This is a genomic window from Halalkalibacter suaedae, from assembly GCF_017939705.1.
GTDB classification, from domain to species: Bacteria; Bacillota; Bacilli; order Bacillales; family Bacillaceae_D; genus Halalkalibacter; species Halalkalibacter suaedae.
Genome location: NZ_JAGKSQ010000003.1, coordinates 166,514 through 187,605, shown reverse-complemented (window position 1 = coordinate 187,605; position 21,092 = coordinate 166,514). Strand labels below are relative to the sequence as shown.

At 38.2% G+C, this 21,092-nt stretch carries 22 protein-coding genes; all 22 read left to right on the top strand.

Annotated elements, in window-relative coordinates; all coding sequences use genetic code 11:
• The first annotated feature begins 2 nt into the window (after nucleotides 1-2).
• The 22 genes from J7W16_RS08330 (at nucleotide 3) to J7W16_RS08225 (ending at nucleotide 21,067) form a co-directional block, all read left to right on the top strand.
• The gene (locus J7W16_RS08330) at nucleotides 3-548 is read left to right on the top strand and encodes a site-specific integrase (RefSeq protein ID WP_210596840.1); all 546 of its coding nucleotides are present in this window, start codon (nucleotides 3-5) and stop codon (nucleotides 546-548) included.
• Nucleotides 549-772: 224 nt separating this feature from the next.
• Nucleotides 773-1,516 carry a coiled-coil domain-containing protein gene (locus tag J7W16_RS08325; protein ID WP_210596839.1) on the top strand — a complete coding sequence of 248 codons (744 nt, stop codon included), beginning with the start codon at nucleotides 773-775 and terminating at the stop codon, nucleotides 1,514-1,516.
• 154 nt (nucleotides 1,517-1,670) lie between these two features.
• Entirely contained in the window at nucleotides 1,671-2,210 is a 540-nt protein-coding gene (locus J7W16_RS08320; RefSeq protein WP_210596838.1) for an Ltp family lipoprotein, read from the top strand.
• Nucleotides 2,211-2,340: 130 nt separating this feature from the next.
• Nucleotides 2,341-2,997 (top strand): hypothetical protein, encoded by a 657-nt coding sequence (locus tag J7W16_RS08315; protein ID WP_210596837.1) that lies wholly within the window; start codon nucleotides 2,341-2,343, stop codon nucleotides 2,995-2,997.
• A 56-nt stretch (nucleotides 2,998-3,053) separates the two neighbouring features.
• On the top strand, nucleotides 3,054-3,362 hold the full coding sequence (locus tag J7W16_RS08310; protein ID WP_210596836.1) for an HNH endonuclease: 309 nt from the start codon (nucleotides 3,054-3,056) through the stop codon (nucleotides 3,360-3,362).
• Between the two features lie 200 nt (nucleotides 3,363-3,562).
• Nucleotides 3,563-4,084, top strand: coding sequence for a P27 family phage terminase small subunit (locus tag J7W16_RS08305; protein WP_210596835.1), 522 nt, complete (start codon nucleotides 3,563-3,565; stop codon nucleotides 4,082-4,084).
• Nucleotides 4,068-5,732 (top strand): terminase TerL endonuclease subunit, encoded by a 1,665-nt coding sequence (locus J7W16_RS08300; RefSeq protein ID WP_419095821.1) that lies wholly within the window; start codon nucleotides 4,068-4,070, stop codon nucleotides 5,730-5,732. The genes J7W16_RS08305 and J7W16_RS08300 overlap by 17 nt, the downstream gene beginning before the upstream one ends.
• A 19-nt stretch (nucleotides 5,733-5,751) precedes the next feature.
• Entirely contained in the window at nucleotides 5,752-6,909 is a 1,158-nt protein-coding gene (locus J7W16_RS08295) for a phage portal protein (protein WP_210596834.1), read from the top strand.
• On the top strand, nucleotides 6,906-7,613 hold the full coding sequence (locus J7W16_RS08290) for a head maturation protease, ClpP-related (RefSeq protein ID WP_210596833.1): 708 nt from the start codon (nucleotides 6,906-6,908) through the stop codon (nucleotides 7,611-7,613). Before J7W16_RS08295 ends, J7W16_RS08290 begins: the two co-directional genes overlap by 4 nt.
• A 34-nt stretch (nucleotides 7,614-7,647) precedes the next feature.
• Nucleotides 7,648-8,883: a phage major capsid protein gene (locus J7W16_RS08285; RefSeq protein ID WP_246879919.1), complete on the top strand. Its 1,236-nt coding sequence runs from the start codon at nucleotides 7,648-7,650 to the stop codon at nucleotides 8,881-8,883.
• A gap of 31 nt (nucleotides 8,884-8,914) precedes the next feature.
• Nucleotides 8,915-9,244, top strand: coding sequence for a hypothetical protein (locus J7W16_RS08280; protein ID WP_210596832.1), 330 nt, complete (start codon nucleotides 8,915-8,917; stop codon nucleotides 9,242-9,244).
• A 1-nt stretch (nucleotide 9,245) separates the two neighbouring features.
• Complete coding sequence (locus tag J7W16_RS08275; RefSeq protein ID WP_210596831.1) at nucleotides 9,246-9,563, top strand: hypothetical protein; 318 nt, start codon at nucleotides 9,246-9,248, stop codon at nucleotides 9,561-9,563.
• Nucleotides 9,538-9,879 carry a head-tail adaptor protein gene (locus J7W16_RS08270; RefSeq protein WP_210596830.1) on the top strand — a complete coding sequence of 114 codons (342 nt, stop codon included), beginning with the start codon at nucleotides 9,538-9,540 and terminating at the stop codon, nucleotides 9,877-9,879. Before J7W16_RS08275 ends, J7W16_RS08270 begins: the two co-directional genes overlap by 26 nt.
• A complete protein-coding gene (locus J7W16_RS08265) occupies nucleotides 9,880-10,275 on the top strand; it encodes a hypothetical protein (protein ID WP_210596829.1) in 396 nt (131 codons plus the stop codon).
• On the top strand, nucleotides 10,259-10,660 hold the full coding sequence (locus J7W16_RS08260; protein ID WP_210596828.1) for a hypothetical protein: 402 nt from the start codon (nucleotides 10,259-10,261) through the stop codon (nucleotides 10,658-10,660). The genes J7W16_RS08265 and J7W16_RS08260 overlap by 17 nt, the downstream gene beginning before the upstream one ends.
• Nucleotides 10,660-11,247 carry a phage tail protein gene (locus tag J7W16_RS08255; protein ID WP_210596827.1) on the top strand — a complete coding sequence of 196 codons (588 nt, stop codon included), beginning with the start codon at nucleotides 10,660-10,662 and terminating at the stop codon, nucleotides 11,245-11,247. The genes J7W16_RS08260 and J7W16_RS08255 overlap by 1 nt, the downstream gene beginning before the upstream one ends.
• A gap of 52 nt (nucleotides 11,248-11,299) precedes the next feature.
• Nucleotides 11,300-11,788: a hypothetical protein gene (locus J7W16_RS08250; RefSeq protein ID WP_210596826.1), complete on the top strand. Its 489-nt coding sequence runs from the start codon at nucleotides 11,300-11,302 to the stop codon at nucleotides 11,786-11,788.
• A 185-nt stretch (nucleotides 11,789-11,973) separates the two neighbouring features.
• Entirely contained in the window at nucleotides 11,974-14,430 is a 2,457-nt protein-coding gene (locus tag J7W16_RS08245) for a phage tail tape measure protein (protein WP_210596825.1), read from the top strand.
• Between the two features lie 5 nt (nucleotides 14,431-14,435).
• Nucleotides 14,436-15,890: a phage distal tail protein gene (locus J7W16_RS08240; RefSeq protein ID WP_246879939.1), complete on the top strand. Its 1,455-nt coding sequence runs from the start codon at nucleotides 14,436-14,438 to the stop codon at nucleotides 15,888-15,890.
• Nucleotides 15,887-20,344 (top strand): phage tail spike protein, encoded by a 4,458-nt coding sequence (locus J7W16_RS08235; protein WP_210596823.1) that lies wholly within the window; start codon nucleotides 15,887-15,889, stop codon nucleotides 20,342-20,344. Before J7W16_RS08240 ends, J7W16_RS08235 begins: the two co-directional genes overlap by 4 nt.
• Before the next feature lie 15 nt (nucleotides 20,345-20,359).
• Nucleotides 20,360-20,650, top strand: a complete 291-nt coding sequence (locus tag J7W16_RS08230; protein WP_210596822.1) for a hypothetical protein — start codon at nucleotides 20,360-20,362, stop codon at nucleotides 20,648-20,650.
• Between the two features lie 105 nt (nucleotides 20,651-20,755).
• Complete coding sequence (locus tag J7W16_RS08225; protein ID WP_210596821.1) at nucleotides 20,756-21,067, top strand: BhlA/UviB family holin-like peptide; 312 nt, start codon at nucleotides 20,756-20,758, stop codon at nucleotides 21,065-21,067.
• The last annotated feature ends 25 nt before the right edge of the window (nucleotides 21,068-21,092 follow it).

Here is a 21,092-nt window from a genome sequence, read left to right as displayed (position 1 = left end):
ATGTGAATTTCGTCCAACCAATACGAGACACCAAGAAGATTCAAGAAATTGCGGAGTTTTTACGTAAGGAAAACGAGCGTAATTATATGATTTTTTTTCTTGGAATTAATACCGGACTTAGGATAAAAGATATTCTTAATTTGAAGGTTAGAGACGTCAGCGGTCATTATCTTAGTTTGAGAGAGTTCAAAACAAAGAAGCAAAAGCGCCAACGGGTTACTCCTGGTCTTCATAGAGAGTTGGAGAAATATTGTGCTGGCATGAAATCAGATGATTACCTCTTTCAATCACGTAAAGGCAGAAATAAGCCGATTGTTAGAGAAACAGCTTATCGGATATTACGCGAAGCAGCTGAAGTTCATGGGTTGGATGCAATCGGATGCCATACACTTCGTAAAACGTTCGGATATCATTTTTACACACAAACGAAGAATATTGCACTGCTCCAGAAGCTACTGAATCATACTGATCAAGCAGAGACTCTTCGTTATATAGGCATTGATCAAGATGCAATGGATAACGCCATGAGGAAATTTAAAATAGTCTAATTGATGGCTATTGATAGATTCTTTTTATACCTACAATGTCACATAATTTAGAAGTTGTGACATTGGTTTATGTAAGCAGGGCGAAGATATATAGGGCAAGGGTTTTGAGATTTCGGTGAATATAACTCCCTCTAAGATATGTGACATTGAGAATGATAAAAATAGTAGTGAGAATTAAAATTTGTTAATATATAGTTAAATTGGTCGAAAGGTGGTTTAATTATATGTTCTCAAAAGCATTTATCCATTCTATAAAAGATAGACTAGTAGGTAGATTTGTAGAAGCTGAAGACTTCTCAATTACTTACCGAAAAGGTGAGGATGAGACTGTAATGCTCAATATTTCTTACACATATAAAGAAGATATTTTTTTTAGGTTTAAAAGTACGAGTACTTTAGAATTTGACATAACGTATTCACCGGGAGAGGTTTATGAAACGGAACAATACAGTAATATTGATGAAGTATCCGCTTTGTTAAAGGAAATAAAAACTTGGATCGGAAATGTTGATAAAGAAATACAGTCATCGCCTGAAATGAGGCGTGCAGAAGAAAATAAAAGGCACATTGATGAGATCACAAATAAATTAAGTAGTTATCAAGATGAAACCGAATTTACCAATTCGGAGGTAGAAGAACTAAAAAATAAGTTGGATCAGTTAGAAAAAAGCCTTATTGAAAAAATACAAAATGATATAGAGAAAGAGGGAGATTTTAATTCTGAAATTAGCAGCTTAAAAAGGGACATTTCAAAGTTGAAACTGCAATCAGAACATTTAACAAAAAAGAATTGGTTGTTATTGTTTGGAACTAAAACATACATGTGGACACAAAAGCATCCGAAATTAGCAACACTTTTAGGAACCACGGCCTATAATTATTTACCAGATGATATAAAAGAGAGAATGCCTACAGAATTTGTACAAGTGTTATTACCTAAACTAAACCAAACCGATCCAGAAAATTAACTTTAGGAAAAAGCAAAGCATCCCAAATTTGAGGTGCTTTTTCTTTTGTCATAAATCAGATATGATGAAGATTGTGTTTAATCAGCAACTTTTCCTTCTCATGTAAACAATAGTATAATAGTTCCTGTATTAAAAAAACAGGGGGCTAATTACTATGAAAAAATTATTATCTTTACCCATAATGGTGTTATTGATTGCCGTTATGACTGCATGCGGAGCAGTTGAAGAGGAGCAAGTACCTGCTGAAACACAAGCAACGGAAGAAACAGAAATAGAAAATGAAGCTGATGCTATTGCTGATGAAGAAACAGAGGTTGAAGAAACAGAAGAAGTAGCAGAAGAAGAAGTAGTAGAGGTCGAACCAGCTGAGCAAGAACCAGCTGAAGTCCCGCGTGAATTTCAAAATGCTTTAAGGTCTGCTCAAAATTATGTCGATATCATGCCATTTTCAGAAAAAGGACTTTTTGAACAATTGACATCTGAGTATGGGGACCAATATCCAGACGACGCCGCTCAATATGCTATTGAAAATGTAGAAGTTGACTATAACGAAGAAGCTCTTGAAGCAGCAAAAACCTATCAAGAGATTTCGCCAATGTCTGACCAACAATTATTGGACCAACTTGCATCGGAATACGGCGATCAATATACAAAAGAACAAGCCCAATACGCTCTTGAAAATTTACCAAATTAATTAAAAGCATTGAGACACTCTTAACTGTGTGTCTTTTTCTTTAGTCCTGGAAACTTTCAAAAAATACATTACCATAAATGTGGAAGAGTAGTATAATGGTCCCTGTAAACAAAAAGGGGGACATACACAAATGAAGTACTTATTTTACTTTCTTCTGATCTCTTTAGTTTCTGTTAGCTTAGTAGCATGTGGTGCAGAAGAAGAGACCGGAACTTCAGCTTCTGCAGGAGAGAATAATCAAGAAGATGAAATTCGGGAAGAAACAACAGAACCAGAAGAGGTTGTTGAAGAAGAGGGAGATATTGAAGTTGATAAAAACCTTTTAAGTGTTGAGATCACAATGCCAGCTACCATGTTTGAAGAGGAAGATGTAGAATCTTCAATTGCTGAAGCAGAGGCTGAGGGAATCACAGTTACTCCAAATGACGATGGTTCATACACCTACAAGATGTCGAAGGGTACACACGCAGACATGATGGAAGAAATGAAAACAAGTATGACGCAATCGATCGAGAATCTAAAAACAAGTGGAGAATATCCTTCAATTGTTGATGTCGTTGCAAACGGTTCGTTCTCTGAATTTAAAGTTGTTGTAAATCGTGAAGAGTTTGAGAATAGCTTTGATGGTTTTGCTGTGTTAGGTGTAGTATTCGGAGCCCTATACTATCAACTGTTTGATGGAGTTAATCCAGATGATTATAAGGTTATTATAAACTATGAAGATGCAGCTACTGGAGAACAGTTTGATTCGGTTGTTTATCCGGACGCGTTAGAAGAATTAGAATAATATCACAATCATGCATTCCTTTATGGAATGCTTTTTCTTTTGTTAGGAGGTGTTCGATGAGTAGCATTATTCAACACATCATTGAAGGGAATCTATTGAAGTTCTACAAATCAAAAGAATGGTTCCAGATACGTGCTGAAGCATTGAGAAGAGATAACTACGAATGCCAGATGTGTAAAGAGAAAGGCAAGTACCATAAAGCTGAGAACGTTCACCATATCAACGAGGTGAAGCATCGACCTGATCTTTCTTTAACCTTGGACAATTTGTTGTGTCTTTGTATCAGATGTCATAACGACGTGCATGATCGGTTAGATCAACAACAAAAGAAGAAAGATAAATTTATTAATGAGGAGAGATGGTAGCAAAGGAAATAAACACCCCCCGGTCAAAAAAGTCGCAATTTTTTTGGGGACCCATTCAACGGGGAGGGGAGAGCGGTAAAAATATTTTTTGCTCTTTTCACATAACAGGCGGTATGCACCCTATGAAACATAAATTATTTCCCGAAAAAGAGGGTGCATACGTAAAAAAATCAGAACAAAAAGTGGGGTGGTGTATATGAATGAATAATAATTCAGACATACGCAAGCTCGCTCATATCGACTATTTGAACAAAATGAAGTACAGAGAAATTGCTGAAAAATACAACGTTTCTATTAATACCGTCAAGTCCTGGAAAAAAAGGTACAACTGGCAAAGAGACGATGCACCTAAGCCAGAAATTGCACCCGGAATTGAGGAAATGCAACCCGATTCTCAATTAGATTACGTGAACCCTCTTAGAGAAATAATAAAAAACGACCTTTTAAACCAACTTGAAGAGAATGGGACGTTCGGTAGTCACTTTAAGGATTTAGTTTGTGATTACATGTCGATGTGGGATATTAAAAATAGACTAATTGATGATATTGACCGACGCGGCGTTGTTGTTACCTGGTCAAACGGAAAGCAATCAGGCGAAAAAAAGAACGAAAGCATTAATGAGTTGAACAAAACGAGTGCTCAAATGTTGAAGATTCTAGCTGAGCTTGAATTGAGAGCATCTAAGATTGATAAGGATGATGACGATGCCAACGACGTATAAGTATCATCCGTACATCGATGAATACATGCACATGGTTGATAGTGGTACGATCCAAGCTTGCAACGAACAAAAGTTATTAATGGATTTTATACGTTGGAAGTTAGATCAGCCAGGTGTCGTGATCGATGCAGAGGCTATTGAGAAATCTGTAGAGGTTCCAGCAGACTATTTTCCGTTTGAGTTATTTGTGTGGCAAAGATTTTGTAATGCTTTCATTTTTGGTGTTAGGTATGAAGATGGTCGGCTAATGTTTAACCGTTTTTTAATAGAGATTGGTCGTGGAGCTGGTAAGAATGGTTACATTTCTTACAACAGCTTTTTTATGTTGACCGGACATCACGGGATACAGAATTATGACATCGATATTGTCGCTACATCGGAAAAACAAGCAAAGACATCGTTTGAAGATGTATACAATGTACTGGATGAACCGAAGCATTCTAAAAAAATGAAAAAGGTTTTTTACAAATCAAAGGTTCTTATCCAGCACAAAAAAACGAAATCGAAAATGGAATACAATACATCAAACGCAAGGACAAAAGATGGTAAGCGAAGTGGTGTTATCATCTTTGACGAAATACATGAGTATGACAATTATGGAGATGTAAAAGTATTTACGTCCGGTCTTGGTAAGAAACCAGATCCTCGGACATTTTATATTACAACAGATGGTTATATTCGTGGTGGAGTCCTGGATGATCTAAAAGCAGAAGCTAAGATGGTCCTGAACAAAGAACTTCCCGAATCAACGTTGTTCCCTTTCATTTGTAAGTTGGACGATGAAAAAGAAGTTGATGACATTGATATGTGGGAGAAAGCCAATCCTTCATATCGTTATAACAAACATTTACAGACAGAAATGAAGCAAGAATATCATGACATGCAGCTGAATAGTGCTTTGCGAACAGAGTTCATGACGAAACGTATGAATTTACCTGTTGAAGATGCACGAAAAGAAGTTGCAACCTATGAGGAACGATTAGCTACCGATCAGCCACTTCCAGAAGATCTTAAAGGTATTGAAGCAATCGGTGCGGTTGACTTTGCACAAATTAGAGACTTTTGCTCTGTGGGTCTGTTATTTAAAGTTGATGGAAAGCGTTACTGGATGCAGCATACATTCATGCATCATACAGCACCAAAGCTACAGGACATTAATCCAGAGATCATTGCCTTAGCGATAGAGAAAAAGTTATTAACCGTTGTGTATGATGAGTCTATTAATTCTAGTCATGTGTTGAACTGGTTTGTTGAGCAGGCTAAAACGTTCAGAATATTGAAGGTTAGTATGGACTTATACCGTTCAACAATCCTTAAAGAAGCATTCACAACAGCTGGATTTGATGTGGAGATTGTTCGAAGAGGTCCTGCAACACATGCTATGCTGTCTCCTCTGGTTGAAGAGATGTTTGTACAGCAATCCATTGTTTTCGGTGACGATCCCCTTATGCGTTGGTATGTAGGAAATATTTATAAGGAAGAACATCATAATGGAAATGTTGAATATAAGAAGATCGATAAAGAAAAGCGGAAGACCGATGGGTTTTTCGCTTTTTTGCATGCGTTGAATTTTGATTCTGTTTTGAAAGAACAAACAGCAATAACAAAAGATAATGTGAAGAAAATCTTCAAATCGTTCAATTACTAAGCATAAGGGAGGTGAGAACTTGGGCGCGTTTGATTGGTTTCGAACATGGTTTGGTTCAAGCAATACGATTAAGCTGGACGGTTATTTTTTCGAACTAAATGTCAAAGCATATTACAAACGTTTAGCGGTTGAGTCATGTATTGATCTGATTGCCAATACAATCAGCAGGTGTGAATTTCAAACGTTTGAAAAAGGTAAAGAAAAACGAGGAGAGAATTATTATCTCCTTAACGTACAGCCGAATCAAAACCAGAATGCAACAGAATTTATCCATAGTCTAGTGAACAATCTCATTATGAATAATGAAGTGTTGATTATTATGCAAGATGATCAGCTGTATGTGGCTGATGATTATTCAGTGAAAGAATTTGCATTTAAAGAAAATGTGTACAGCGATGTCATCATAGGTGATTTGAAGATTGGAAAAACGTTTTTGGAATCTGATGTGCTAAGTATTAAGCTCAACAATCGAAATGTTATGCACGTCATTAATAGCCTTTATGAAGACTACGGCAAGCTATTGGCATCCGGTATGAATTATTACAAACGGAAAAACAATAAGCGTTACTTAATCAAGGGAGATTTCTTAAGACCTCAAAATAAAGAGACTCAAGAAGCAATTGATGCCATGTTTGAAGGCCAGTTAAAGAATTGGTTTGATCCAGACAAAGAGGGTTCGGCTTTTCAAATACAAGATGGTTATACAATGGAAGACATGAGTGATGGTCAAAAGGGAAACGCAGGGAATAATGGTACTAGCCGTGATATCCGTGAAATAGTTAACGACATTATTGATTTTGTCGCAATGCCACTGCATATTCCTAGAGGTTTAATTAAAGGGGATGTTGCTGATGTTGAAAAGCTTGTTGATAGTTTTATTATGTTTGGAATAAAACCGATTGTCGAGTTGATTATGGATGAATTCAACCGAAAAGTGTACAACAAGGAGCAGTTTTTGGAACGAACTTATATGAAAATTGACACAAATCAAATAAAAGTAGTCGATATTACTCAACTTGCAGCCGCAGCTGACAAGCTATTTGCTATTGGATTCAGTTTTAATGAAATATTAGCTTTAGTCGGAAGAGATCCAATTCAAGAGGATTGGGCAGATAAAAGATATGTCACAAAGAATTATCAAGATATCAAAACTCTGGAAGGAGGTGAGAACACATGAAACCAAAGCGTTTTAAAAATGATAAATTCAACCAACTGCCGAAGATTGATAAGGTATTCAAAGCTGAGGCAATAAGTGAGGATACTAGCAAGATTACAATTTACGGTGACATTGGGGAATCATGGTGGGGCGACTACGTAACAGCAAAAGATGTTGAATCAATGTTGAAGGGAATCAACACTCAAAATATTAAAGTCCATATCAACAGCTATGGTGGTGATGTATTTGATGGAATTGCAATCTACAATCAGTTGAAGAATCACGAGGCGAAAGTAATAGTAGCTGTAGATGGAGTTGCAGCAAGTGCAGCATCTATTATTGCAATGGCAGCTGATGAACTAATCATGAACACTGGTTCTATGATGATGATTCATGAGGGTGCCACAATAGCAATGGGAACTAAGACAGATATTCGCAAGACTTTAAATGCTCTTGAGGGTATTGACAGGTCACTTGCTGATATTTACATGACTCGTTATCAGGGTGATCGTGAAGAAATCGATACATTGATTGTTAATGAGACTTGGTTTACGTCCAACGAAGCTGTGGAAGTGGGATTAGCCGATAAAGTAAGTAATACACCAGCTGTTGAGGATCCAGAAGAATTTAAGAACAGTATTCTCCAAAAATTCCGTATGAACAATCCGGAGCCGATTATGGCATCTGGAAAAAATAATATTATAAGCCGATTCAAACGCCAATAATAGGCGTTTTTATTTTGGCCACAGGAGGATTAACATGACAAAGCATGTTTATAAAGTAGTTACAAAAGAAAGTCCATTAAAAATGCACTTGCAACATTTTGGAGGTACAGGGATCCAAAATTTAGATGACAAGGCAAAAATTCAAAATAAAGATGAGCGAATTAAAGCAATGCAAGAAGTGTTTGAATCTGGAGATGCACATGGTGTCGCTGAGGCGATCATGAATAATTTTGAATCGAATATGGTACACATTCAAGACATGATGAATTCGGTAGTCAAAGAAGCCAAACGTGCTGATGAGGAACAGTGGGATGCACAAGTCTTAGCTTCTCGTGGTGTTCGTGTTCTTACGACAGAAGAGAAGAAATTCTATAACGCTGCTATTGAAGCGAACTCTTTTGATGAAGTTGTCAAGCTTATGCCTCCTACCGTTTTTGAACGTGTGTTTGAAGATTTAGAGAAGGAGCATCCACTCCTCTCTTTAGTAAATTTCCAACGCACAGGAGCTACTACCGCATGGGTTCTTCGTAAGCCAGGTGAACCTGTAGCCTTCTGGGGAGATGTAACTTCTGCCATTCAAGAAATGTTAGACGAGGGCTTCCGTACAATTGAACAGGGTATGTTCAAGTTAAGTGGTTTCCTTGTTGTTTCTAAGGCTATGTTTGAGCTCGGTCCTGAGTGGTTAGACCGTTACGTTCGTATGTTTATGGGAGAAGTTGTTGCTGATGAATTAGAGAATGCAATTGTTAACGGTGATGGTAATAAAAAGCCGATTGGTATGCTAAAGGATTTAGAAGCTGACATTGTTGGAGGAGCATACCAAAATAAGACAGCCACAGTTCTCACAGAGTTCACTCCAAAAGTAATTGGTGAAAAAATCCTTGCTCCTACAACGAAGAACGGAACACGTCGTTATACTGGAGTTACATTAATTATCAATCCTTTAGATTATGCTCTTCGTTTCTTTGCTCTTGGGGCAAAACAAAAGGATGACGGAACTTGGACTTATAATAATTTTGCGGTACCAGGTTTAACAATTGTTGAAACTCCTGCAATGCCACTGGGTCGAATGGTTTCAGGTAAGCCGAAAGATTACTTCATGGGTGTAGCGGCAGAACAAAAGCTAGAAACGACCGATGTACTTCGCATGATCGAGGATCAACGTCTTTACTTGATTCGTCAACTAGCCAACGGACGACCATTAGACGCTGACTCGTTTGAAGTGTTTGATATTAGCAATCTTGGAGTTGAAGAAGTACCAGCTGTTTAGTAACCCAAATATAATTAGGAGGTAATATCAGATGAGATACACAGTATTAAATACGTTTAATGATTTAGAACATAATGTCCTCTATAAAACAGGGGACTCTTACCCTGCAGAAGGCAAGGAAACTAGTGAAGAGCGAGTTTCTGTTCTCCAATCAAAGGATAACAAGTACAATAGAGTCTTTATTGGTGAAGAGGTAAACAATGAACCAGACGGTGAAGATGGCGACCTATCTAAGTTGACTGCAACTGAACTTAAAAAGATCAAGAATGAAGATCTTCAGGCATACCTAAACAGCAAAAACATTGAATATAAATCAGATAACAACAAGGATGAACTTATCAATCTTGTTTTAGGAAAATAATATGGATGCAATTGTACAAGCTGACTTGCTAGAAGAGCTAAAAGGTAAGTTACAGATCACTTGGACAGATGAAGATAATGATTTCAAAAAAATGATACTTAAATCAGAGGCGTACTTGTCGAATTTAACAGGTGCGTCTTTTGATTTTGTTAGGGAACTTGAACCTAAAGAGATTCTTCTCGAGCGTTGTCGCTATGTCTATAATAATACAGCCGATCAATTCGAGGTAAATTACCGTCACGAGCTAGGGCGTCTTATCTTAAATGTGGCTCTTGGGAAAGTCGGTGTGATCGATGGAACAACATCGGGAGACGTTTAATGATGGTTTCTTAGAATATGGAAGAAATGTAACTCGACGTACTGAAAAAGGTAAACGTGCAGGTAAAGAATTTATACCTGAAGGAAAACTTGCATTCCGATTAATGAATGCACGTGATTCTGACTATATGTTTGCTGGTTCAATGGGGAGTAGTCTTGATTTAAAGATCAAAACACGCTTCCCCCCTTCTTTTCTAAACATTAGTAAGAGTGACATGTTGTGCGTAATTGATAACAATGAGTTTGAAGTGATAAAGGTAGACCATGACAGAGAAAAGCGGTATCTATACTTTTATTTGCAAAAAGTAGGTGAGTAAATGAATGTCAAAACAAAACGATTAATGGATAAACAAGTAAAATCAATAAAGAATAACTTAACTACTCACTTTAACCTTCCTGTTTTTCAAGATAATGTGGCCGAAGATGAATTAAAAGAATTATCTAGTCATAATTATTTCATCGTTGTTTATGGTGATATTCAGAGTACAGGTGTCAATAATGTGTACCAAGAAGTTAGTATTGTTTTTATTAGTGAAAATAATGATCTAGTGGATGAGGATACTATTGACATCATTACTTTAATCTCTAATATCTCAGCAATTGAATTTGATCGGACTTTTAAACAAAGTGGTCAGAAAAAAGATACTGATGACTTTATTGATCAAGTGACAACGATTTTTAAAAGGAAGATAACCTATGACTGTACGATTTGAGTTTGATTATAAGGAGTTATCCGCACTTGAAGATAAGTTAAGAAAACTACCTGATAATGTCGAGAAGATAATTAATGATGTACTGCACAAAACAGGTATTGAGTTAGTTACAGATAGTATTATTGAACGTATGCCTCTATCTGACAAAAAAAAGAAACATGCAAAAACTAGCAAACCATTTCGCTCTGAGAAGTTTAATTTAGGTTTCGAGATTAAACCTAAACGCCAATTTTACTATCTTGTCTTCCCAAATGATGCTCTCGGTACATCTCTAGGGAAAAACGAACAGGAATTTATGGAAATAGGTTTAGAACGAAGTATTAATAAAATAGTTGAAGAAATAAATGCAAAAGCAGATGAGAAATTAAAGGAGGAATTGAAATAATGCCCACTATAGTAGAAAATTTTGATGCCGTTTCGATCAAAAATTCAAGTGTTCAATTTAAACAAAATGATGGTTCATTCGCAAATGGAACTAAGTTTGGATGCGTCGGCAGCGTGGAAGGTGAAACGACGCTAAGAGAAATTATTAAAAGATGCGAAGGTGTGGAGGTCGCTAAGAAGTCGAAGCCAGAAAAAATGGATATCACCGTTTCTGGACATATTCCTGTTCAAGTAGTTAGAGATTTATTTGGATTAAAAACAGACAATTTAAAGCCTGGTATTTATTCATATTCAAAGGATTCAAAAGGAAAAGAATTTATTTATACAGCCGATGTCATTGATGAATTTGAAGAAGTGACAAAGTTAATCGCATTTCCAAAAGCTGTTAGTTCCACAGGGTTTAAATTTGCTATTGAAAATGGGGCAGATGAAGTTGCTCAACTTGAAATTGCATTTAGTTGTTATCCGGATGGCCAGGGTCATTTATATTATGAAGCTTTGGTTTCGGAGTTAAATGATCCTACTATTGCCGAAACTTGGCATACTTCTTTTGATTATGCGTTAGTCGAAGCAATACCAACCCCCTAAAAGAGTAGGTTAATTCCTACTCTTTTTTTTATTAATTTGAAAGGAGAAGATCATGAAAATTAGGATGATTGAACTTAAAGAGCTTGAGGTCTATGAAGAAGAAGGTGAACACAAAACACGCTACATTAATTCTAAAAAAGTTCCTGCAGCGTTGACAAATCATGCTCTTATGGTTGGTCGTAATATGGGTTTACTAGAGGGTTCACTGATTAGTGATTTTGCTAAGTTGTTTGGTGTTAATCAGCAAGACATTGATGAAATTCAAAAAAATCCTGAACGTGTAGCTGAATATGCTCACTTGCTAGGTGGAGTGGATGAAATTCAATGTTTGAAAATTATCTACTTAGGTTGTGTGGGGCTTAATAAAAATTTTGAATATACATTTGAAGATTTTTGCTTGCTCTACCATGAAGACTTAGAACAAACAATGACAAGATATGGTGAGCTGATTGGTGACTTGGCGTTGGGACAGCAAAAGAATAACTTTGCTCAAGGATTGGTGAAAAGTACAGGAAAAAAGTCCAAAAGGGGCAAAAAGTAAAAGCCCCAAAAGTTAATATTGAATGTGTAGAAGATAAATATGTTCTTTACTGCACTGTATGTGGAATTGATCCAGATACTTTTTGGTACACCCCTTATGCATCGGTAGAACGCATTTATGAAGGAAAGGTTGCATTTGATTCATGGCAGAACAATCCTCAAACAGAGTAGGAAGGGAGGTTAACTATGGCAAAAAATCCAGAAACCAAAGTAAAGTTTACGGTATTTAACAAAGAGTTTAATGACGGTATTAGAGAAATGAATGCCGAAAGTACCAAATTACGAAAAGAATTTAGACTACAGGAAGAACAATTAAAGCAGAATGGGTCACAGACCGAGCGCTTCGATGCCAAACTAGCTAATTTATCAAAACAGCATGAAGTAGCAAAGAATAAAGTGCAATCTGTGCAAGGCCAACTTTCTAAAGCTAAAGAGGTGTATGGTGAAAACTCTGTCGAAGTAGGAAAGCTTGAGGATAAGCTACTAACCTTTCAGATTGCTGAACAAAAAGTTGAAAATCAAATCGCAAACACAACTAAGCAACAAAATACGTATCAACAATCCCTCAAAAATCTACAAGGCCTATTTACTACAACCGGAACAGATGTTAAAGATTTTACTGATACACTTGGATCTGACTTAGTGAAAGCTATTAACAATGGCACAGCTTCTTCTAAAGATCTAAATGAAGCATTTAACAAGGTATCTAAAGAAGCATTAGGATCATCTGCTGATATTAATAAAGTCCGTCAATCTATTAATAAGATAGATGATGGTTCCTCTATTAAAGAAGTTCGTAAAGATCTAAACAAGCTCTCTAAAGATGCAGACGAGGCAACAAAGTCTGTGGATGGATTAGGTAATGAAATAGGAGCAATAGTAGGTGGTTTAGGTGTAGCGGGACTATCTAGCCAGGCTTTAGACGCAACGTCATTAAAAGCCAAGATAGACATTTCATATGATGTACCCGAATCGGCAAAAGGTACTATTCGGGATGCGATAAAGGATATTGAAGCATATGGAGTAGATGCTGAATCAGCCTTAGAAGGTGTACGTAGACAATGGGCTTTAAATAAAGATGCAAGCAATGCTTCCAATAGTGAAGTTGTAAAGGGTGCTAGTGCAATTGTAACAGCTTATGGTGATGTGGACTTCACAGAGCTAATACAGGAAACAAATGAAATCTCTAATGCACTAGGTATCTCTAATCAAGAAGCACTCGGAATGACAAATTCATTGCTCAAAACGGGTTTTCCACCAGAACAGTTAGATATCATAGCTGAATATGGTACTCAACTTCAAATGGCTGGTTATTCGGCTAAAGAGATTCAAGGGTTATTTGCAGCAGGTGTTGATACAGGTACATGGAATATTGATAACTTAATGGACGGTCTAAAAGAGGGAAGAATTCGTGTAGCTGAATTAGGATACACAGTCCCGGATGCTATTTCGGATATAATTGACGGTACTAAATTGTCTGCTGATCAATTTACTGAGTGGGGAAAAGCTGTTGCTAAAGGTGGAGAAGGTGGCTCTCAAGCGATGAAAGAAATCGCCATAGCCCTTCAAAATATGGATGATGAAACTAAGAAGAATGCTTTGGGTGTTCAAATCTTTGGAACTATGTGGGAAGATCAAGGAGTTAATATCATCGACACCATTCTCAATGCAGACAATGCCATTGTCAATCTGAAGCAGGGACAAGACAACCTTAATAATTCAGTTTCACGACTTGATGAAACTCCTGCTGTGCAAATGAAACAAGCAATTAATGAACTAAAAGTTGCATCCGAACCATTGATACTTATCTTTGCTGGTGTTATCTCCCGTGTAGCCCAGTGGACAAAAAATAATCCAACATTAGTAACATCAATTCTTGCGATTATAACCGTGATCGGTACGATTACTGGTGTTTGTTTGGTTCTGGCCCCTATATTAACCTCTTTAATAGGTTTATCAGGGGCACTAGGTATTTCTATAGGTGCTGTTGCTTCCCCTATTTTAATAGTGATAGGTGTTATTACAGCTTTGATTGCTATTGGTATAGCTCTTTATAAGAATTGGGACACGGTGACATCTAGGGGGGATGCATTTATAAAAAAATTGGGTCCGTTTAAAGGTGTGTTATTAGGTTTAATTAGTCCTATAACAAGTGTTATTGGAGTTGGAGTTAGTCTGTATAAAAATTGGGACACTATCATGGATAAAGCAAGTATTTTAAGAAGTAAGATCAGCAATCTCTTCAAAGGGCTGAATTGGAGTTTACCAAAGATTAAGTTACCTCATTTCAGTATAAAAGGAAAGTTTGACTTGATTCCACCTAATATTAGTATGCCAAAAGTTAATGTATCGTGGCATAAAACTGGTGGTGTTATGACTAAGCCGTTTGTTGCTGGAAATGCTGGCTTTGGAGACGTTGAGGAGGGTATTGTTCCCTTTGAGGGTAGTCATGCTATGAAAATAGCAAAGTTAATAGCACAAGCTCAAAATCATTTATCTGACGGTTTGTTAAACCGTCAAAAAGTCAGTAATGACGTGAATATTTTAATTGAGGCATCAGACGTTATTATGGAAGGCAGATCAGTTGGTAAGATTTTGTGGAAACCTATAAAAGAATTCATAGATCGAGACAAAGGAAGGTGATTGTGATGAAGAGCCAATACAACTTTTATGTTGTAAAAGACAATAAGATTATTGCTGACATGCATGAGATCGGTGTCTGGGTAGAATCTTTTCACATTCTCTCTCCTAATATCTCGAGGGAAAAGTTGAAAACTAAAAACCGTCCAGGAATCCTTTTGGCGAATAGTCAACAGGAGGAACGTTATGTTGATATCGTTATGCAAATTGAGGCTGATAGTACTAAACAATTTGATGAGAAGAAGCATCATATCTATGATATTTTCTTTAGTGATGAGCTCTTCATCATTATTCGAGACTTAGTGCCAGATCGCCAGATTGAGGTCATGCAAGAGGAATATTACGATATTTCCAATTTAACACCTGAGGATGGCGAGCTTAGTCTCAGACTTACTATGCCTAATCCATACCTAGAGGCTAACTCCATCAAAGAAATTTCAACACTGGACGCTTCAGTGCCAGTAATAGTACAAAGCACCGGTACAGCCCCAACTCCTCCAACATTCACCGTCACATTGAATGGGCCAACTGAGTTCCTAGACATCATTGGTGACGAGGACTACATGAGAATTGGTAGCCCATCACAAGTAGATGAAACGCCTTTTCAGAAAAAGGAGACCATAAAAAGTCTAAAAGGATCATTCGTTGAATGGACAAGTGCACTTTTTACACCTGATGGTGGAGTTAAAACAGGCGAATTTGGTCTTGCTAGTCAAGATTATATTGCCACTTCATACGGAACAGGCAACGCTTGGCATGGTCCTGCTTTGGCTCAATCGGTTGGTAGTGCGGAAGATGATTATCTAGTACGTGCCTATTTTAACGTAGGAAGTAATAACGGAGCTCGAACAAGGGCAGAGGTCTACTTGTTAGATGAAGCTGGCTTAATCATAGGAAAGCTAGCTGCAGTAGTTCGACGTGCTTCGGGTGAAGTGGATATTGAAATTAATATTAGGAATGGTTCAGATAGTCACTTCTTTGTATCTGACAAGTGGAACTATAAAGAATTCTTTGGTTACATCGATATTCAAAAAGAGGGAAATGTTTTTACTGCTGCAGCTGCCCAACAGGGATTTAATGAAAATGGTGAGCTTTATACCAGGAATAAAAAGACATATCTCTTTAATGATTTAAATAACCAATATCAAAAACCATTAGCTGCAGTGGGGATGCATATTGGATCATATGGTAGTCATCCCTTTCCAACACAGTCACGTATTCGCCGCATCGATGTCCAACGGATTAAAGATCAACCCAACGGAATAGAGTACATCGGTCAAGCAGGTGATGTTTTTCGTTTCGATCATGGACAAGAGGCGATCTATAAAAATGATGAATTGTTCATGAGGAAGGATTTCGGATCGAGGTTCTTCCACTTAAAAAAGGGAGATAACGTCCTTGTCTTGAACCCAGCAAATGCGATTCAGGAATTTAAAGCAGAATGGAGGGAGCGCTATAAATGATTCATGTTCTGCATCATCAAACGGATGAGATTATTGGTTGGATCAATGAAGTTATTGAAGATAGTCATAAGAATGGTCTCGAAAATACTGAGACTTATGATTTTGAAGTCTCTACACTAACTAATCACGTTGATAAGATTGACAAGCGTTCCCGCATGCTTATACCTGGTGAAGATGGGGATTATCACGAGTTTATCGTCAATGAGACGGTGGAACTTACTGAGGTCGGTGTAAAAGAGGTCTATGCGATTGGTTCTCATCAAGAGCTCGATAAGCTCAAAATTATCGCTCCTGAGACTCGTGAAGGGGAAACGGTAAAAAGTGCTGGTCAGTTTGTCTTAGAAGGAATCGATGATTGGCAACTTGGTGTTGTCGAGTACAGTGGGATTCAAAATTGGACCATAGAAAGGCATGTCGGAGCTTGGGGAGCACTGAAGGCTATTGCTAGCCTCTTTGATTGTGAGCTTCGTTTTCGTATTGTGGTAAACGGTGATCAAGTAACAGGACGGTATGTGGACTTTGTGAAACGTCGTGGGTTGAACCGCGGGAAAGAGATTCGCTTTGGTAAGGATTTAGTAGGAATTAAACGTAGAATCCTTTCTGAACGTATCGTGACCGCTTTGTATTGTATAGGTCCAGAACGACAGGATGGCACTCGTTTAACGACAACCGTAACCAATGATTCAGCTTACCAGAACTGGAATCGTAAAGGTGAACATCTTATTGAGTTGTATGAGCCAGAATCAAGCGATACTGAGATGACCCTTGATCGACTTACACAACTTGGTGAAACCGAATTAAAGAAGCGTATCGATGCAGCTGTTGAATATGAGCTCGATGCCGTTTCACTCGAGCATATATTCGGCTATGAACATGAGATCACTCGTCTTGGTGATTCAGCAAAAGTAAAAGATGAACACTTTAACCCTCCAATGTATTTGGACTCGAGGGTTATTTTTGTTGATCGATCCGTTTTTGACGAATCTCAGAAATCTTTTAAGCTTGGCGAGGTTGTCGAGTATAAACAAGAAGACGTCCTTAAGACATGGCGGGAACTACAACGACAATATTCAACAAAGATTATTAAGTCGCCAACTGCTCCGTCAGGTAAAGCTAATATCATTTGGGTTAAGACTGGAAGTTCGGTTGAGGTAGCTCATACTTGGGATTCTTTATTGAAAAAATGGGTGTCAATTAATGGAAGCATAACTTGGATAATGTATGCTGAAAACGACTCAGGTCTTAACATGAGTTCGGACGCTACAGGTAAAGACTATATCGGTATAGCATATAACAAAACTGATGATACTCCGTCGTTAGATCCTAGCGAATATACTTGGTCTTTGTTTAAAGGACCCCAAGGTGTTCAAGGACCTACTGGCGATGATGGCGTACCGACTTATACCTGGATTAAGTATGCAGATTATTCTAACGGTGGCGGAATGTCTGACAACCCTTCCGGCAAAAAATATATCGGTATATCTCATAACAATACATCTTCTAGTGAGAGTAATAATCCATCTGATTATGTATGGGCTCTATTCCAGGGACCTAAGGGAGATAGAGGTGAACAAGGTCCACAAGGACTTCAAGGTATCCAAGGACCAGAAGGTGATCAAGGTATCCAAGGACCTAAAGGTGCTGACGGTTTACACAGTTATACTCACATAGCATATGCTACCAATTCAGCAGGAACAAGCGGATTTTCAGTTAGTGATTCGGTTGGTAAAACACATATAGGTATGTATGTCGATAATAGTCAAAATGATAGCACAAACCCTAGTGATTATAACTGGACACTTATAAAGGGAGCCGATGGAGCTCAGGGTATTCAAGGACCAGCGGGTACTGATGGTAGAACTCCATATTTTCATACTGCATGGGCTACTAATAGCACAGGTACTAGCGGATTTAGCACTACAGTGTCATCTGGTAAGACACATATTGGTACGTATACCGATTTTAACTCCGCCGATAGTACAGACCCGACTAAGTATGCTTGGGTTCTGATTAAAGGTGAGAAGGGAGATAAAGGGGACACCGGTGAACAAGGTCCTCAGGGTTTACAAGGTATACAAGGACCAGAAGGCGATCAAGGTATACAAGGTCCCAAGGGTGCCGATGGCTTGAACAGCTACACCCACATAGCTTACGCCACAGGAACTACAGGTCAGAATTTCTCTACAAGCCATTTTAGTTCTGCCACATACATTGGTATGTATGTTGATAACACATCAGCAGATAGTACAGATCACACCAAGTATGCATGGAATCTTATAAAGGGTGCTGATGGTTCACAAGGTATACAAGGACCTAAAGGTGCGGATGGTCTAACTCCATATTTCCATACCGCCTGGGCTACTAATAGTACTGGTACAAGTGGATTCAGTACAACTGACTCAACCGGTAAGACTCATATTGGTACGTACACAGATTTTACATCTGCTGATAGTACCGACCCAACTAAATATACATGGACTCTGATTAAAGGTGAAAAGGGAGACAAAGGTGATACCGGTAATACAGGTCCACAAGGACTTCAAGGTATACAAGGACCTCAGGGTGACCAAGGTATCCAAGGTCCTAAGGGTGCTGATGGGTTGCATAGCTACACTCATATTGCGTATGCAACTGGGAGTACGGGTCAGAACTTCTCAACAAGTCATTTCGCTTCGGCAACCTATATCGGTATGTATGTCGACAACACAGCTACTGATAGTACGAGCTATACTAGTTATGCGTGGAGTTTGATAAAAGGCGCTGATGGGGATCAGGGTATTCAAGGACCCAAAGGTACTGATGGACAGACTCCATATTTCCATACGGCATGGGCTACAAACTCTACAGGAACTAGTGGATTTAGTACGACAGTTGCTACTGGGAAGACGTATATTGGTACGTATACGGACTATGTATCAGCTGATAGTACCGATCCATCTAAGTATACTTGGGTGTTGATCAAAGGAGATAAGGGTGACACTGGTAACACAGGTCCTCAAGGACCACAAGGCTCTACAGGTCCTACTGGACCAAGAGGATATACGGGAGAGAAAGGTCCTATGGGTGATGTCGGTCCTCCTGGTAGGGATGGGTTTGTAAATGCTGTTAGAAAAATCAGATATATAAGAGATTGGCTTGATGGGAGCACCTCTAACGGGGGAAATCATTGGGTTGAGATTCAAGCGATATCTGGTTCAACTAATCGTGCTTTAGGTAAAGGCGTGGTTAGCAGCGTTGGGACTACTTCAAGCGTTATCACCGACGGAAACATAAACACAAATTATTACTATAATGGACCTACGGGTCACGCTTGGGTTAGAGTCGATCTGGGAGCAGTATACGAAGATATAGATTATATCCAAGTATGGCATTACTATGGTGATAGTAGAACATACTATAAAACCAGATTAGAAGTGTCAGAAGATGGCACTAACTGGTACCCGTTATTCGACAGTAGTTTAACAGGCACATACAAGGAAACCAGTAAGGGTCTAACCATAATGGTAAACCCTAAGATAATGAACAGCATAACCGCTTTACAGATAGAATCTCTTAACGGACTCAACGTAAACAACCAATTTATTGTGGATAGTAACGGTAATGTCACTCTAAAAGGTGACCTAGATGGCGCAAGTGGGAACTTTAGTGGATCTATATCTACGAATAACCTGTTAATTTACAGCGGCTCCAGCGGTAACCAAGTCACTCTCGATAGTGGGCCTGTTTTGGGTAGGGTTAAGATGGGCACTAATGGTAACGTCAATTCAACCGGTACCGTAGTTACACCACTACATGCTTTTATAGCTAAATCAGCTTATAATGGTTATAGTGAGTCACTTACAAACTTACCTACTATGAGGATATATGCTGATGTTACGGAGTTAATAGGGGATGCTTTGATAGGCACTGGGTCTACTGCTTCAAGACTATCGTCATCTTCATATGCTTTAAGACATAGTAACGCATACGGCTATGTCGATATAGGTCCAATGAATAGTAGTTACGCTCATATTTATACCGATAGACCTGAGTTCTACTTTAACAAGGAGTTAAAGGTCAATGGTAGTAAAGTGTGGAATCAATCCAACGATGGTTCTGGTAGTGGGTTGGATGCTGATACTGTAGATGGTAAACACGCTAGTAGTTTTCTCGAAACGTCTGGAGGAACATTAGCTGGCGATGGTACTGAAATATTGAAAAGCGGTGCTGAGTATGGCTTTTGCGGTCTAGGTGCTATTGAGCCTTACAACACAACAGGAACAATTGCGGCTGTCATCGTACAATTCAGATGTAAAAAGACATATACCCCTTCAAGTATCTCCAGAACAACTATCTCTGGTAGTGGTGGAGGTTCTAATGGAGTAAACGATATAAGACCTGAGGGTTTCCAGCTATATCTTAATGGAGGTAACTCAGTTCAATACAGATACTGGAGAGGATCATACTCAGCTTAAAAGGAGTGTAAAAACATGATATTAAAATTCAATAATGGTGTTATATTTTTAAGATGTATAAACTGCGATACAGATTACAAACATCATCTTAGAGCTGGTCAAAAGGCGAATTATAATGAACAATTTGGAGAATACGAAAATTTAGACACCGATCCTTGTCCGTCATGCGGGACAATTGAAACATTAAATATGAATATTGAAGAAGACGAGTTTGATTACGAAGATTTGGAAGCTATGGGGATGCCAAACTATGAAGTGAATCAAAGAAAATACGTAAGAGACGTTATGAAACAATTAAAAAGTTAGTAGATGACTGAAAATGTCAGATCAACAATTATCGGGATACAAAAATAAAAGTAAAAACAACAAGCCGAGTAAGGCTTTTTTATTTTATCCTAAGGAAGTGACGCTGTGGAATACCAAGTAGCAAGCGAAATAGCAACAAGCCAGGCTGTCTGGGCGATCCTTTGTATCGTCCTGGCAGCTTATTTTATACGTGAAACGAGAAAAGAAAAAGCAGAGAGTGAAGCTCAATTACTTATTATGTATGAAAATCAACGAATTGAATCAGCGAATCGTGAAAAGAACTTAATGGATCACCTTGAGAGGTCAAATGAAAGTCAAGCCAAGACGGCAGAGACATTGGAACAGATACAAGGTTCTCTTAGTTCCCTTGAAAAACGAATGGATCGAATGGAAAAGTACCACATTGAGCGTAGCTGATGCTGCGCTTTTTCTTATTCCACTG